Raw genomic sequence first — 14,580 nt, forward strand, 5'->3', positions numbered from 1 at the left:
CCGACTCATCGGTTGGATCAGCGCCCTGTCCTAGATCCGGTAGGGTCACGCAAAGCGTTGCCGTGCTGTCGCAACGTGATTGCCCACTGGATCACCTGGGGGTGCCGTGATGAGCCGACGGTGGGCGATCCTGATCGGAGCCAACGCTTGCGGGTATGACGTCAACCTGCCCAGCCTGCGCTACGCCGAGGACGATGCGCGGGCGGTGCGGGCGGTGCTGCTGGACGAGCGGATCGGCACGTTCGACGACGGCGACGTCGACCTGTTCATCGGCGACGGCGCCAGCTGGCGCGAGATCAAGGCCCGGCTGCGCGAGCGGGTGCTGGAGTCGCGCCCCTCCGACGTGCTGCTGGTCTACTTCGCCGGCCACGCCCTCGTGCCGGAATGGGGCACGCAGTCCGACGCGTATCTGGTGACTGCCGACCTGGAGGCCGACGGGCTGCGCCGCGAGCCGGACAACGGACTGCGGATGGCGTTCCTCAAGCGGGACGTCTTCGAGGCGTTCGCCGGCACCTCGTTCCTGATCCTCGACTGCTGCCACGCGGGCGTCTACCTGGACTCGGAGCTGCGGCACACCGAGGCGATGCAGACGTACCGCACCCAGGTCGACAGGCACAGCGCCCTGCTGGCGTGCCCGAGTGGCGCCGCTGCCCGGGAGAGCGAGGAACACCGGCAGGGCGTGCTCACCCACCAGCTGCTGCGGGCGTTGCGCGGCGAGGCCGCCGACCCCGGCGGCCGGGTCTCCTTCGCCCAGATGGCCACCTTCGTCGCCGAGCAGGGCATCCACCCCGCGCCCGGGCAGCTCGTCCACATGTGGGGTCCGACCACTGTGCTCACCCAGCCGCCGGTGTCCCGGCACGAGCGGCAGTCATTGACGGCCCCGGTCAACTCCGGCACGATCCGGCCCTGCAAGAACCCGCTCGACGACCTGTCCAGCTCGATCACGCAGCTGCTCGGACGGGTGTTCCGCTCGCAGTCCCGTCCACCGCGTTCCGCCCAGCAGGCGGGGCACGCCGAACGGGTCGAGGTGATCCGGTACGCCCTGGAGGCGGATTCGGTAGCGGTGGTGGAATCCGGCCCCACGGGTATCGGCCAGGTCACCTCCACGGCCCGGTTCAACAAGGAGGAGCTGCGGCCACTGCTCGAACTGAGCGCCGCGGACACGACCCTGGTCCGCACCTCCTCCCCCGGGCACGTGGTGGCCGACGACGCCGGCCGACGGATCCTCTGCGTCCCCCTGTCCCAGGAGAACAGCCGCAACCTCACCCTCGCGGTGGTCGATCCCGCCCTCGCCGCGCTGGACATGGGCGAGCCGTTGGCCACCATGCTGCGCGCCATCTGGAATTCCGATGTCCGCGACGATCCGGTGCACGCCGAGATGCAGGTGCTCACCGCCCTGCGCTCGGCCTACGGCCGGCTGCCGGTGGATCTGTACTCGCACGCCTTCAGCCTGTACCAGAAGCTGATCGAGTCGCTGATCATGGTGTTCCAGCCGGTGATGTCGTTGGACCGGCGGCCCGCCGGGGTGGGCATCCACAGCTACGAGGCACTGGCGAGGCGGCTGGAGACCGACGTGCGCGCGCCGGTAGCGGCCCTTCAGATGGCGTACGCCTGGGGTGACCGCTTCGTCATCGAACGCGACGCGCTGCTGCTGGCCAAGGCGATCGACTCGTACGCCGAGGCCGACGTCGCGTCCGTCTTCGACGTCACCAAGCCGATCTCGGTCAACGTCGCGGTGCGCTCCCTGCTCAGCGACGCCTACATCGCCCAGGTGCGCACGGCGATCATGGAGGCCAACCTCGATCCGCGCACCGTCACGCTGGAGATCTCCGAGCAGGACCCGATCCGGCCCGCTCCCGGCGAGGTGTGGCCGCAGGAGCCGCTGACGTACTTTCACCGTCGGCTGACCAGCCTGGCGCGTGACCTGGAGATCAGCTTCGCGGTGGACGACTTCGGGGTCGGTTACTCCTCGCTCGCCCGGATGGCGGAGCTTCCGTTGACCCAGATCAAAGTGGACCGGGCCGTCCTGCACCACCCGCTGGCCGTCGAGGAACTGGACCTGGTGACCCGGGTCGCCCGCTACGCCAGCGACCTCGGCCACGCGCCGAACCCCCGCGCCGTCATCGTGGAGGGGTTCGACGAGCAGGCGCCGGTGACCCTCAAGCAGATCTACGACCTGCGGATCCGGCACGTACAGGGCTTCATCTGCGGGGAGACCGCGTCGACGTCGCTGCGTCCGCTCGGGCAGAGCGTCCGGGAGCGGATCGCCGCGATGGTGAGAGGTGAGGATGACTAGCGTTCGACTGTTGTTGCCGCCCGAGGTTGTCGCCGAGCTACGCCTGCCGCACGAGGGCGTTCGGGACGCGGGCGCCCTGACCCTGGCCATCGAGGGAATCAGCGTCCTGGCGAACCTGGCCACGCTGGCCACCCTGCAACCGCAGGCCGAGGCGCTGGTCTCCGCCATCCGAGGTTGGCGGCTGCGCGATCCCCGCCCGACGGTGACGCTCACCGCGCGAGGCCCGGGCCTGGATCTCACCATCGAGCTGCCCCGCAACGTGAGCCGGGCGCAGCTGCTTGACCAACTGCGCCCGTTGCTCGACCGCGAGGACTGAACCTCGGGCGGCGCGTCGATCCGATCGGGCGCGGGTAACGTGCTGCGACATGACCGGTCCGCCGTACTCGCACTGCTCCTACTGCGGCGCCGCCTACCCGGCGGCGGCCGGCTGGCCGCGGGTCTGCGCGGTCTGCGGCGAGACCGTCTGGCGCAACCCGCTGCCCGTCGCGGTAGCGGTGCTCCCGGTCCGCACCGCCGACGGCCTCGGCGTGGTGGTCGTGCGCCGGGACATCGAACCGGCCCGCGGGCTGCTCGCGCTGCCCGGCGGCTTCATCGAGTACGGCGAGGAGTGGTCCGACGCGCTCGTGCGTGAGCTGCGGGAGGAGACCGGTCTGGTCGCGGCGGCCGAGGACGCCCGGCTCTTCGCCGTGCACGGCGCCCCGGCGGGCGGCACCATGATGGTCTTCGGAGTGCTGCCCGAGCGGGCCGTCGAGGACCTGCCGCCGTCGGCGCCCACGGAGGAGGCCACCGAGTGGCTGGTGCTCACCGACCCGGTCGAGCTGGCGTTCTCCACCCACACGCGGGTCCTCAAGGATTTCCTCACCCCCTGACCCCGCGATCTTGCACTTTCTGTCGCGACACAAGGGGCATATCGGTTCATCTCGGCGACCGAAAGTGCAAGATCGACGCAAGTGGTGCCGGGCGGGACGGGCGGTCAGTGGTTTGCGGCGCCGGCGCGGTAGCCGCTGGCCTGCAACTCGAACAGCTCGCGGTAGAGGCCGCCGGCCGTCATCAGCTCGTCGTGGTTGCCCTGCTGGACGAGGCGACCCCGGTCCATGACGAAGATCCGGTCGGCGTGCCGGACGTTGGCCAGCCGATGCGTGATCAGGACGACCGCCCGGTCGGGCCGGCGGCGCAGGTGCTGGAACAGGGCATGTTCCGCGCGGGCGTCCAGGGCCGCCGACGGCTCGTCGCAGATCAGCAGGGCGGCGTCGCGGTAGAGCCCACGGGCGGCGACGAGCCGCTGCCACTGCCCGCCGGACAGCTCGTGACCGTTCTTGAACTCCCGGTCCAGCAGGGTGTCGTAGCCGTGCGGCAGACCGACGATCATGTCGTGGGCGGCGGCCGCCGCGGCGGCGGCCTGCACGTCGGGGCCGGGTTGGTCGGGCGTACGGTCGTGCCGGCCCACGCGGATGTTCTGCCCCGCGGTGAACGGGAACTTCCAGTACTCCTGCGTCATCACGGCCACCTGCGCGCCGAGCGTCCGCGGGTCCAGTTCGGCGGCGTCGACGTCGTCCCAGCGGATCGTCCCGCCGGTCGGCTGGTAGAGCCCGGCGATCAACTTGGCCAGGGTGGTCTTGCCGGAGCCGTTCTCGCCGACCAGCGCGATCACCTCACCGCGTCGGATCGTCAGGCTGACCCGGTCCACCGCGGGCGTGTCGGTGTCGGGGTAGCGCAGGCTCACCTCGTGCAGGTCGATCGTCTCGACGCCGTCGACCACCTGGTCGCCGCCGACGGGCACCCGGCCCTGCGCCCGGGTCAGGAAATCCCGGTAGTCCTGGTAGTAGAGGGCGTCCTCGTACAGCGAGTTGGTGGCGACGACCGCGACGCCCAGGCTGGTCCGGGCGGACTGCAGGGCGAGCAGGGCGGTCGCCGCGGCGGCGAGGGCGACCATGCCGGCCAGCAGCAGGCCGCCGAGCACGGCGTACACCCCGAAGGTGGCCAGCCCCGCCACGCTGGCGCCGGCCACGCGGGTGCCGGCCTGCGAGCGCACCAGCCGCAGTTGGGCGCGGGTTTCGACAGCCATCACAGCGCGGTACTCGGCGAGCAGGAAGTCGCGCATCTGGTAGGCGCGCACCTCGGCGGCGGTGTGCCGGTTGGCCATCAGGTGGGCGAGCATCCACATCCGCCGGCGGCGGGTGATCCGGGCCAGCATCGCCAGGTACTCCCGGCGGGCCATCCGCACCGCCGTGATCGCCTGGGGCACGGCCGCGAGCAGCAGGCACGGCAGCAGCAGCGGTTGGATGACGGTGACCGCCACGGCGGTGGCGAGCATCCCGACGACGCCGGTGACCAGGTTGACGGTGTGGTCGACGATCCACGCCGCCTCGCCCATCCCCCGGTCGCGGACCCGATCCATCTCCTCGGCGAACCCGGCGTCGTCGAACGCGGCCAGATCCACGGCGGTGGTCGCCTCGAACAGCCGCAGCTCCACCTGGTAGTTGATCTGCGGGGTGAGTCGCGCCTGAGCCCAACCGGCCGCGATCGTCAGGCCGCCGCGCGCCGAGACCGCCGCCGCGGCCATGATCAACGCCGGCAGGGCGGAGCGCACCCGGTCCGGGGTGGGACCGGCGGCGAAGAGTTCCCGCAGCACGCTTGTCGTGGCGAGCAGGCCGAAGGTGGTCATCACGCCGGCGGCGACGTTCAGGCCGATGGAGGCGACCGCGTCCATGCGGTTGGTGGCCCAGGCCAGCGCCACCGCCTCCCGCACCAACCTCGGCAGGCGGCGGGCCACCGCCCAGAAACTGGTGTGCGCGAACGTGTTCGCGTGGTGCATCCAGGCGGCGTCCTCCAGCTCCGGAAGCATGGAGCCGTCAGTGGGCGGGTCGATCGGCTGGTCGTCGTCGTGGGGCGCGGTGCGCGGGCGGGCCATCGAGTCCACGGACGCTCCTCGGGGGGCGGGAAGCACGAACGCCGCCCGAGACTACTGCCAGCGACCGCCTGATGTCTTTAGGTAGTCGGCGCGTCGTACGGGTGTTTCACACAGTCGGCTCGACGTCCTCGGTGATCGGCAGCAGTACCCGGAACGTGGTGTTCCCGGGCTCGGTCTCCACGCGGATGTCGCCGTGGTGCTTCTTGACCACGATCCGGTACGAGATGTCCAGCCCCAGACCCGTGCCGGCACCGACCGGCTTGGTGGTGAAGAACGGCTCGAAGATGCGCGGACGCACCTCGGGCGGGATACCGGGACCGGTGTCCGTGATCTCCACCGCCAGCAGCTCGCCGACCCGGCCGGTGCGGACGGTCAGCACGCCCTTCTCCCCCATCGCGCCCAACGCGTTGTCGATCAGGTTCGTCCACACCTGGTTCAGCTCGGCCGCGTACGCCGGGATCGGCGGGAGCGACCTGTCGTACTCCCGGACGAGCTTGACCTCGGCGGGGACCTTGCCCTTGAACATGACAAGCGTGGCGTCGAGCAGGTCGTGCACGTCCACCACCCGGTGCGGGGCGCGGTCCAACTGGGAGTACTGCTTGGCGGCGCCCACCAGACCCGAGATCCGGGTCACCGCGTCGCCGATCTCCCGCATCAGCAGCTCGGTGTCGACGGTGTAGGACAGCCACCGCACCGCGGCCTCCAGATCCGCCGGGCCGACGGCCGCCTTCACCTGACCGAGCCAGGCCGCGTCGAGACCCCCGCCGACCAGGATGGGCGCCAGGTCCCAGGCGCCACCCACGCCGTGCTCCTCCAGCCAGTCGGTGAGGACGTCCTCGGCGTCGGCGGTGGCCACCGGGCTCAACTTCGGCGCGGTCGCCACCCGGGCCACCGCCTCCTCCTGCAACGCGACGAGCCCGTGCAGCGCCCGGCCGTCGAGCCGACCGTCGGCGATCATCGCGAGCTTGTGCCGCATCCCCGCGACCCGGTCGCGCAGCACCGACGTGGCCCGCACCGCCGCCGCGGCCGGATTGTTCAGCTCGTGGGTCAGCCCCGCCGAGAGCGAGCCGAGCGCCAGCAGCCGCTCCCGCTCGCCGACGATGGTCTGGCTGTCCCGCATGCCGAAGAACAGCCCCTCCAGCAGGTGCATCGGCATCGGGAACCAGGACCGCAGGGCGTACGCGAAGTCCTCCGCCGGCAGCACGAAGAAGTCCGAGTCGACCACCGCCCGCAGACTGTTGCGGTAGGTCTGCTCGACCTGGTCGCCCAGGTACGCCTGGGTGGCGCCGCCGTACACCCCGGGCTGGTCGGTCCGGCTGACCTCGACGTCGTCGCCACGGACCTGACGGCTCAACGCCACCGCGCCGCGCAGCAGCACGAAGAAGCAGGTCGCGGCCTCCCCCTCGCCGTACACGAGGGTGCCGCCGGCCCGCTGCTCCACCCGGCCGTGCTCGACCAGCCAGTCGAGCTGCTCGTCGTCGAGCGCCTCGAACAGGAACAGGGCACGCAGCTGCGCGGGCGTCGCCCGCTCCGACGGGATGGTCATTGGGCCTCCAGGTAACGGTGCACGAGCGAGACGGCCATCGCGCCCTCGCCGACGGCCGAGGCGACCCGCTTGACCGACTCGGCACGGACGTCTCCGGCGGCGAACACCCCCGGCACGCTGGTCTCCAGGTGGTACGGGTCACGCGACAGTGACCACCCGGCTGGGCGCCGGCCACCGCTCAGCAGGTCCGGGCCGGTGACGATGAAGCCACGCCCGTCGCGGACGAGCACGCCGTCGAGCCAGTCCGTGCGGGGCTCGGCGCCGATGAAGATGAACAGCCAGGAGGTGTCGACCGTGCGGGCCTGCCCGGTGCGGGTGTCGCAGAGGTTGAGCTGTTGCAGGTGGCCCTGCCCGCCTGCGCCGACGACCGCCGTGTGCGGGTGCACGGTGATCCGGTCGATGCGTTCCAGCTGGTCGATCAGGTACCGCGACATCGACGCCGTGAGGTCCGCGCCGCGGATCAGCAGGTGGACGCGGGCGGCGTACCGGGAGAAGTGCACGGCGGCCTGGCCGGCCGAGTTGGCCCCGCCCACGATGTAGACGTCCTGGTCGACACAGCTGGGCGCCTCGGTGGCGGCGGCGCCGTAGAACACCCCCCGGCCGGTGAAGTCGGCCAGGCCGGGCGCGTCGAGCACCCGGTAGGAGACCCCGGTGGCCAGTACCACCGTGTGCGCGGCGATCTCGCTGCCGTCGCCGAAACGCAGCAGCCGGGCCCCGCCGGCCTCGCTCAGGCCGACCACCTCCCGGGCGCTGAGCAGCTCGGCGCCGAACTTCACCGCCTGCCGTCGGGCCCGGTCGGTCAACTGCGCGCCGGAGACGCCGTCCGGGAAACCCAGGTAGTTCTCGATCCGGCTGCTCTGCCCGGCCTGCCCGCCGGTCGCCCGCCGCTCCACGAGCACGGTGCGCAGCCCCTCCGACGCGCCGTACACGGCCGAGCCCAGGCCCGCCGGACCGCCGCCGATCACCACCAGGTCGTAGAAGTCGGACGCCGGCACCACTGTCAACCCGGCCAGCGCGGCCAGCTCGGTCTCGTTGGGGGCCACCAGGGCCTTGCCCTCGGCGGTCACCACGAGGGGTACGTCCGCCTCGGTGGCCCCGGCCGCGTCGAGCAGGCGGGCGCCCTCCGGGTCGTCGGACAACAACCAGCGGTACGGCACGAGGTTGCGGGCCAGGAAGTCGCGGACCTTGAACGACGGCGCCGACCAGCGGTGCCCGACGACCCGGATCTCGACGCTCGTCGCGTCCGGGGTGACCGACCACGCCTCCAGCAGGCCGTCGACCACCGGGTACAGCTTCTCCTCCGGCGGGTGCCACGGCTTGAGCAGGTAGTGGTCCAGGTCGACCACGTTGATCGCCTCGATCGCCGCGTCGGTGTCGGCGTACGCGGTGAGCAGCACCCGGCGCGCGGCGGGGAAGATGTCCATCGCGGCTTCGAGGAACTCGACGCCTGTCATCTCCGGCATCCGGTGGTCGGCCAGCAGCAGCGCCACCTGCTCGCCGCGCAGCTTGACCTCCCGCAGCGCGTCCAGCGCCTCCGGCCCGGAGGCGGCCCGCAGCACCCGGTATCGGTCGCCGTAGCGGCGCCGGATGTCCCGGGCCACCGCGCGGGACACCGCGGGATCGTCGTCGACGGTCAGGATCACCGGGTTTGCCATGGCGCCAATAGAACCACCCCGCAGGGCCCGGTCGCACCACCGCGTGGGCACCGACGCAGGCGTGAGAAGGTCCGGGACGGGTAAGCGGCACCGCCGCGGGCGGTGTGCGACCGCCGACCCGCCGGCGGTCGCACACCTCGGGGGGCTGATGACGGACGCGTCGCCGACCGAACCGACGACGTCGGGTCGAGTCGTGGAGCTGCGGGTGCACGGCGTCTCCGGGGCGGGTGCCGACCAGGTCCTCAACCGGCCGTACGTGCACCAGGTCGCCGGGGACCGCAGCGGCGGGTTCTACCGCCCCCGACCCGGCTACCCGGACTCGACCGGCACGGACGGGGTGACGCTGGAGGCGTACCGCTGGAGCGACCTGCCGTCCGGCACGGCCGTACGGACGCTGTCGCTGGTGTTCCTGTTGCCGTTCATGCTCTGCAACGTGGCGCTCTGGATGCGCCCGGAGAGCCTGCCGGGCAAACACGTCATCGTCGCGCTGTGTCGGGTGCTCGCGCTCACCCTGACGATGCTCTACGTGCTCTCCATCGTCGGGATGGCGGTGGACCTCATCGCCTGGCGCTGCATGGGCACGCCGGCCTGCACGGCCGGACGGAGCTGGCTGTCCTGGCTCGGCGGGCGTCCGCCAGGGGTACGGCTCGGCGTGGCGGCCCTGGCGCCGGTCGCCGCGATCGGGATCGTGTGGTGGCTCGGCGCGCGCCCGAGCCACTCGTTCGACGCCTTTCGCACCGGGGCGACCCAGGAGACGTCCGTCCAGCAGTTGAGCGCGGTCGGCCAGTGGGACGGGACCCCGGTGGTGGGACGGCTGCGCTCGGTGCACGTCGCGGCCGCGTTCGCGACGCTGGACGGCAGCCTGCTCGCCGCCTGGGACAGCGAGAACGAGTCGTTGGTGCGGGCGGCGCTGGCGGTGGCGACCGGGGCCGTTCTGCTCACCTGCGTGGTGCTGCTGACGAGGGTGCGGGGCATGGACCGACCCAGCCCGGTGCCCCGGCTGGAGGCGGCCACGCGCGGGCTGCGCACGATCGCGTGCGGCCTGACGATCCTGGTGATCGCGTACACCCTGACCAGCCGCGAGCCGTGGCCGCAGAGCAGGATGCTGCCCGGCTACAGCGCCACCGTGGCCTGGTTGTTCGTCAGCCAGACCGTCCTGCTGGTGATCCTCGCGGCGGTGGTGATCTGGGTGCGCGGCAGTGGGCGACGCGCCGACGGAAAGCGGCTTTCCCGGCTGCGCGCGCTGGGCTCTCCGGTGTTCGTCACGATCGCCGCCGGGCTCGCGGTGGCGTTCTCCGCCGAGTTGGTCTACCGGGTTGCCGACGTGTTGGACCGCGGCGGCGGGCCCACCGCGCCGGAAGCCTTCAGCCCGCCACTGGCGTACAAGTGGGCGATCTTCGGGTTTTTCCTGGCAGTGCTGGCCGCGCTGCTGGTGGGCGTGGTGGCAACCGTGGCGACCCGTCCCAGCCGGTGGCGGGCCGCGCGGGCGATCGTGGCCGCCGACTTCCCGGACGCACCGCCGGAGGCGGGGGCGCGGCTGCGCCGGGTCGAGCAGGCGGTGGCGCGGGCCCGGTTCACCGAACGGCTGGAGCCCCTCACCGTCGTCTACGCCGGCTCCGCCGCGCTCGGACTGGCCACCAGTTTCCTCGGCCTGCTCCAGATCTACCCCGGGGACGTGTTCGAGCAGTACGTCGGTGTGCCCGACAGCTTCGTCAACTTCCTCATCGGGGCGGGCAGCTACACGATCGCCGCGATCCTGGTCGGGCTCGTGATCGGCGGCATCTTCGCGTACCGGACGGCCGGGTTCCGCCGGTACGTGGGCGTCCTGTGGGACCTGGGCACCTTCTGGCCCCGGGGGGCGCACCCCTTCGCCCCACCCTGCTACGCCGAGCGGGCCGTGCCGGAGCTGACCAAGCGGATCACCTACCTCGTGGACCAGGGCGCGGGGGTGCTGCTGGCGGGGCACAGCCACGGCTCGGTGCTGCTCGCGGCCACGCTGCTGCAACTGCCGCCGCGGGTCACCGACCGGGTCGCCCTGCTCACCTACGGGTCGCCGCTGAGCCGGCTGTACTCGCGTCTGTTCCCCGCCTACGTCGACGAGTCGTCGTTGCGGGAGATCGGCGAGCGCGTCGGCTGGCGCTGGGTGAACCTGTGGCGCGACACCGACCCGATCGGCGGGTGGATGTTCGCTCCGCACCGGCCCGGGGACACCGGGACGCTCACCGGGCCGGAGGCGGCGGTGGACCGCCGGTTGACCGACCCGCAGGGCGTGATGCCGCCGCCCAGCGACAGCGTGCCGCCGCCGATCCTGGGTCACTGGCCGTGCGAGTCACAGGAGGAGTTCACGCAGGCGGTGCGGGACCTGGCCGGGCGGCTGCGCGCTCAGCGCCGGACGACGGACTGAGGCGGCGGCCGGATATCGTCGCCGGGTGAGCCCGTCCAAGCAGCCCGAGCGTCGACTGATCGCCTCGAACAAGAAGGCCCGGCACGAGTACACCGTGCTGCGCACGTACGAGGCGGGCATCGTGCTGGTCGGCACCGAGGTGAAGTCGCTGCGCGAGGGGCGGGCGTCGCTTGTCGACGCGTTCGCCCACGAACGCGACGGCGAGATCGTGCTGTACGGGCTGCACATCGCCGAGTACACCTACGGCACGTGGACCAACCACGCGCCGCGCCGCAACCGCAAGCTGCTGCTGCACCGCTCCGAGATCAGCCGGATCCTGGAGAAGGTCCGCGAGGGCGGGGTGACGCTGGTGCCGTTGTCGCTGTACTTCGACAACGGCTGGGCCAAGGTCGAGCTGGCCCTGGCCAAGGGCAAGCGCGCGTACGACAAGCGCCAGACCCTCGCCGAACGGGACGCCAACCGAGAGATCGCCCGGGAGCTGGGCCGGCACCTGAAGGGCCATCCCCGACGCCCCTGACCGCACCTGCGGCCCTGCGATCGCGATGCCAGCGCAGAAGCGGCCCGCTGCACCCTTTCGTGCTCGCAGATGCGAGAGCTAGGGTGACCCGGTGACGATGTTCCGCATCGGCGAGGCCGCCGACCTGCTCGGCGTCAGCGCCGACACGATCCGCCGCTGGGTGGACGCCGGGCGGTTGCCCGCCGGGCGCGACGAGCACAGCCACCGCGTCATCGACGGCGTCGACCTCGCGGCGTTCGCCCGCTCGCACGCCGCCGACCCGGACGCGGGAGCGGAGTTCTCCTCCGCCCGCAACCGGCTGCGCGGCATCGTCGTCGACGTCCGCAAGGACACGGTGATGGCTCAGGTGGACATCCAGGCCGGCCCGTTCCGGGTCGTGTCGCTGATGAGCCGGGAGGCGGTGGACGATCTCGACCTCCAGGTCGGGTCGATGGCCGTCGCGGTGATCAAGTCGACGACAGTGGTGGTGGAGCGGGCCACGCCCACCCGGACGAGGGTCGGCGGATGAGCGGCCGGAGCGTGCTGGCGACGCTGACGGCGATCGCCGTACTGGCGCTGACCGGCTGCGGCGGAGGCGACGACCCGGCGGGCGACGACGCCGACGGCCGGGTCACCGGCACGGTGACCGTGTTCGCCGCCGCCTCGCTGACCGAGTCGTTCACCCGGATCGCCAGCGACTTCGAGGCCGCCAACCCGGGCGTCACCGTCACCCTCAACCTCGCCGGCAGCTCCGCCCTGGCCAACCAGATCAACCAGGGCGCCCCGGCGGACGTCTTCGCCTCGGCCGCCGAGAAGAACATGGCGACGGTGACCGAGGCCGGTAACGCCGAGGGCACACCGAGCGTCTTCGCCCGCAACCAGTTGGTGATCGCGGTGCCCGGCGGCAATCCGCGGGGCGTAACCGGGCTGGCGGATCTGGCCCGTCCGGGGGTGAAGGTGGCGCTCTGCGCCGACCAGGTGCCCTGCGGTGCGGCGGCACGCACCGCCCTGACCGCGGCCGGCGTCGCGTTGACCCCGGTCACGTTGGAGCAGGACGTCAAGGGGGCGCTCGCCAAGGTGAAGCTCGGCGAGGTCGACGCGGCCCTGGTCTACCGCACGGACGCCCGCGCGGCGAGCGCCGACGTGGCCGGCGTCGAGTTTCCCGAGTCGGCGCGGGCGGTCAACGACTACCCGATCGTCGCGCTGAAGGACGCGCCGAATCCGGCCGGCGCGCGGGCCTTCGTCGCGTACGTCCGCTCGACGCCGGCACAGGCGGTCCTCGCCGGGGCCGGTTTCCAGGCGCCGTGAGTCAGGCCCTTGCCCGCGTCGTGCCGCGCCGACGGGGGCGGGTGCCGGCGGCGCTGCTGATCCCCGCGGGGCTGGGCCTGCTCTTCCTCGTCCTGCCGCTGGCCGGGCTGGTGGTCCGGGCGCCGTGGACGACCCTGCCGCAACGGCTCACCGCGCCGGGGGCGCTGACCGCGCTGCGGCTGTCGGTGCAGACCGCGACCCTGGCCACCGCGCTCTGCCTGCTGCTCGGGGTGCCGCTGGCCTGGCTGCTGGCCCGGGTCGAGTTTCCCGGCCGCCGGCTGGTCCGCGCCCTGGTCACCGTGCCACTGGTGCTGCCACCGGTCGTCGGCGGCGTGGCGCTGCTGCTGGTCTTCGGCCGGCGCGGACTGCTCGGCGGCTGGCTCGACGCGACGTTCGGCGTCACCCTGCCGTTCACGACAGCGGGCGTGGTGCTGGCCGAGGCGTTCGTCGCCATGCCGTTCCTCGTCATCGCCGTCGAGGGTGCGCTGCGCGCCGCTGACCACCGCTACGAGGAGGCGGCCGCGACGCTCGGCGCCGGGCGGTGGACCACCTTCACCCACGTCACGCTGCCCCTGGTGGCACCGGGTCTGGCCGCCGGCGCGGTGCTGTGCTGGGCGCGTGCGCTCGGCGAGTTCGGCGCCACCATCACCTTCGCCGGCAACTATCCCGGGCGTACGCAGACGATGCCGCTGGCCGTCTACCTGGCGTTGGAGACCGACCTGGAGTCCGCGATCGTGCTCAGTCTGGTGCTGCTGATCGTCTCGGTGGGCATCCTGGCCGCGCTGCGGGACCGCTGGCTGGCCAGCCCGTGACCGCGCCGATGGACGACGAGACCAGAACCGCGCCGCTGGACGCTGCCGGACCCGCGCCGCGGGACGACGAGGCTGGGCCCGCACCGCTGCTCGACGCCCGGCTCGTCGTCGACCGGGGCGCCTTCCGGTTGGACGTGCCGTTGCGGGTCGCGTCGGGCGAGGTCGTCGCGCTGCTCGGGCCGAACGGCGCCGGCAAGACCACCGCGTTGCGCGCGCTGGCCGGGCTGCATCCGCTCACGGCCGGGCACGTCTCCCTCGGCGGCGTCGACCTGGATCGGCCGGCGAACCGGGGTTGGGTGCCCACCGAACGCCGCCCGGTCGGGGTGGTCTTCCAGGACTACCTGCTCTTTCCGCACCTCGACGCGCTGGACAACGTGGCCTTCGGGCCGCGCCGGCACGGCGTCGACCGGCGGACGGCGCGGGCCACGGCCCGGGACTGGCTCGACCGGGTGGGCCTGGCCGGCCAGGCGCACCGCCGGCCCCGGCAGCTCTCCGGCGGGCAGGCGCAGCGGGTGGCGCTGGCCCGCGCACTGGCCGTCGGGCCGTCGCTGCTGCTGCTCGACGAGCCGCTCGCCGCCCTGGACGCCCGCACCCGCCTGGACACCCGCGCGGAGCTGCACCGCCACCTGGCCGCGCACCCGGGCGCCACGGTGCTGGTCACCCACGACCCGCTCGACGCGTTGGCGCTGGCCGACCGCCTGGTCATCGTCGAGGGTGGGCGCGTGGTGCAGGAGGGCGACGGCCCGAGCGTCACCGCCCGCCCGCGCACCGACTACGTGGCACGGCTGGTCGGGTTGAACCTCTACCGGGGCCGGGCACAGGGTCACGCGGTACGTGTCACGCCGGAGCTGACCCTCAGCGTGGCCGACCGGCTCGACGGGGACGCGTTCGTCGCATTCCGCCCGGCGGCGGTGGCCCTGCACCCGGCCCGGCCCGACGGCAGCCCCCGCAACACCTGGGCGGGCACCGTGGCGGGCGTGCAGCGCCACGGCGACAACGTGCGCGTGCAGGTGGACGGGCCGATCGGCGTGGCCGCCGACGTCACGCCGGCCGCCGCGGCGTACCTGCGGCTGATCCCCGGCCAGCGGGTCTGGGTCGCGGTCAAGGCCACCGAGACCCACGCCTACCCGGCCACGACCTGACACCCGCGCT

The 14,580-nt window shown here is 72.7% G+C and carries 12 protein-coding genes; 9 read left to right on the forward strand and 3 right to left on the reverse strand.

All coding sequences use genetic code 11. The features are described from left to right. Positions 1-109 precede the first annotated feature (109 nt). The 3 genes from AB0B39_RS08860 to AB0B39_RS08870 are packed head-to-tail and all read left to right on the forward strand — an operon-like array spanning position 110 to position 3,165. On the forward strand, positions 110-2,296 hold the full coding sequence (locus tag AB0B39_RS08860) for an EAL domain-containing protein (protein WP_357573910.1): 2,187 nt from the start codon (positions 110-112) through the stop codon (positions 2,294-2,296). Continuing rightward, complete coding sequence (locus AB0B39_RS08865; RefSeq protein WP_357573911.1) at positions 2,289-2,612, forward strand: hypothetical protein; 324 nt, start codon at positions 2,289-2,291, stop codon at positions 2,610-2,612. Before AB0B39_RS08860 ends, AB0B39_RS08865 begins: the two co-directional genes overlap by 8 nt. Positions 2,613-2,661: 49 nt before the next feature. Next, on the forward strand, positions 2,662-3,165 hold the full coding sequence (locus tag AB0B39_RS08870) for an NUDIX domain-containing protein (protein WP_234582483.1): 504 nt from the start codon (positions 2,662-2,664) through the stop codon (positions 3,163-3,165). A gap of 104 nt (positions 3,166-3,269) precedes the next feature. Here the strand turns inward: AB0B39_RS08870 and AB0B39_RS08875 are convergent, their stop codons facing one another. The 3 genes from AB0B39_RS08875 to AB0B39_RS08885 form a co-directional block, all read right to left on the reverse strand. Beyond that, positions 3,270-5,207 (reverse strand): ABC transporter ATP-binding protein, encoded by a 1,938-nt coding sequence (locus tag AB0B39_RS08875; protein WP_357574371.1) that lies wholly within the window; start codon positions 5,205-5,207, stop codon positions 3,270-3,272. Positions 5,208-5,313: 106 nt separating this feature from the next. Next, entirely contained in the window at positions 5,314-6,753 is a 1,440-nt protein-coding gene (locus AB0B39_RS08880; protein WP_357573912.1) for an ATP-binding protein, read from the reverse strand. Then, positions 6,750-8,408: an FAD-dependent oxidoreductase gene (locus AB0B39_RS08885; RefSeq protein WP_234582485.1), complete on the reverse strand. Its 1,659-nt coding sequence runs from the start codon at positions 8,406-8,408 to the stop codon at positions 6,750-6,752. The genes AB0B39_RS08880 and AB0B39_RS08885 overlap by 4 nt, the downstream gene beginning before the upstream one ends. 148 nt (positions 8,409-8,556) lie before the next feature. On the opposite strand from AB0B39_RS08885, the gene AB0B39_RS08890 reads away from it, so the two are divergent. The 6 genes from AB0B39_RS08890 (at position 8,557) to AB0B39_RS08915 (ending at position 14,570) form a co-directional block, all read left to right on the forward strand. Next, positions 8,557-10,812 carry a hypothetical protein gene (locus AB0B39_RS08890; protein WP_357573913.1) on the forward strand — a complete coding sequence of 752 codons (2,256 nt, stop codon included), beginning with the start codon at positions 8,557-8,559 and terminating at the stop codon, positions 10,810-10,812. Positions 10,813-10,837: 25 nt separating this feature from the next. Continuing rightward, positions 10,838-11,329 (forward strand): SsrA-binding protein SmpB, encoded by a 492-nt coding sequence (gene smpB, locus AB0B39_RS08895; protein WP_357573914.1) that lies wholly within the window; start codon positions 10,838-10,840, stop codon positions 11,327-11,329. A gap of 91 nt (positions 11,330-11,420) precedes the next feature. After that, positions 11,421-11,837, forward strand: coding sequence for a TOBE domain-containing protein (locus tag AB0B39_RS08900; protein WP_357573915.1), 417 nt, complete (start codon positions 11,421-11,423; stop codon positions 11,835-11,837). Then, on the forward strand, positions 11,834-12,616 hold the full coding sequence (gene modA / locus AB0B39_RS08905; protein WP_357573916.1) for a molybdate ABC transporter substrate-binding protein: 783 nt from the start codon (positions 11,834-11,836) through the stop codon (positions 12,614-12,616). The genes AB0B39_RS08900 and modA overlap by 4 nt, the downstream gene beginning before the upstream one ends. Next, the gene (locus tag AB0B39_RS08910; protein ID WP_357497208.1) at positions 12,613-13,428 is read left to right on the forward strand and encodes an ABC transporter permease; all 816 of its coding nucleotides are present in this window, start codon (positions 12,613-12,615) and stop codon (positions 13,426-13,428) included. Before modA ends, AB0B39_RS08910 begins: the two co-directional genes overlap by 4 nt. Then, a complete protein-coding gene (locus AB0B39_RS08915) occupies positions 13,425-14,570 on the forward strand; it encodes an ABC transporter ATP-binding protein (protein WP_357497210.1) in 1,146 nt (381 codons plus the stop codon). Before AB0B39_RS08910 ends, AB0B39_RS08915 begins: the two co-directional genes overlap by 4 nt. The last annotated feature ends 10 nt before the right edge of the window (positions 14,571-14,580 follow it).

The organism is Micromonospora sp. NPDC049114, assembly GCF_040648635.1.
Taxonomy (GTDB): domain Bacteria; phylum Actinomycetota; class Actinomycetes; order Mycobacteriales; family Micromonosporaceae; genus Micromonospora.

Excerpts from the sequence above, each read along its gene's own strand:
- modA (WP_357573916.1), top strand. The coding sequence starts at position 11,834 with ATGAGCGGCCGGAGCGTGCTGGCGACGCTGACGGCGATCGCCGTACTG.
- AB0B39_RS08875 (WP_357574371.1), bottom strand. The coding sequence starts at position 5,207 with ATGGCCCGCCCGCGCACCGCGCCCCACGACGACGACCAGCCGATCGAC.
- AB0B39_RS08860 (WP_357573910.1), top strand. The coding sequence starts at position 110 with ATGAGCCGACGGTGGGCGATCCTGATCGGAGCCAACGCTTGCGGGTAT.
- AB0B39_RS08885 (WP_234582485.1), bottom strand. The coding sequence starts at position 8,408 with ATGGCAAACCCGGTGATCCTGACCGTCGACGACGATCCCGCGGTGTCC.
- AB0B39_RS08870 (WP_234582483.1), top strand. The coding sequence starts at position 2,662 with ATGACCGGTCCGCCGTACTCGCACTGCTCCTACTGCGGCGCCGCCTAC.
- AB0B39_RS08865 (WP_357573911.1), top strand. The coding sequence starts at position 2,289 with ATGACTAGCGTTCGACTGTTGTTGCCGCCCGAGGTTGTCGCCGAGCTA.
- AB0B39_RS08890 (WP_357573913.1), top strand. The coding sequence starts at position 8,557 with ATGACGGACGCGTCGCCGACCGAACCGACGACGTCGGGTCGAGTCGTG.
- AB0B39_RS08880 (WP_357573912.1), bottom strand. The coding sequence starts at position 6,753 with ATGACCATCCCGTCGGAGCGGGCGACGCCCGCGCAGCTGCGTGCCCTG.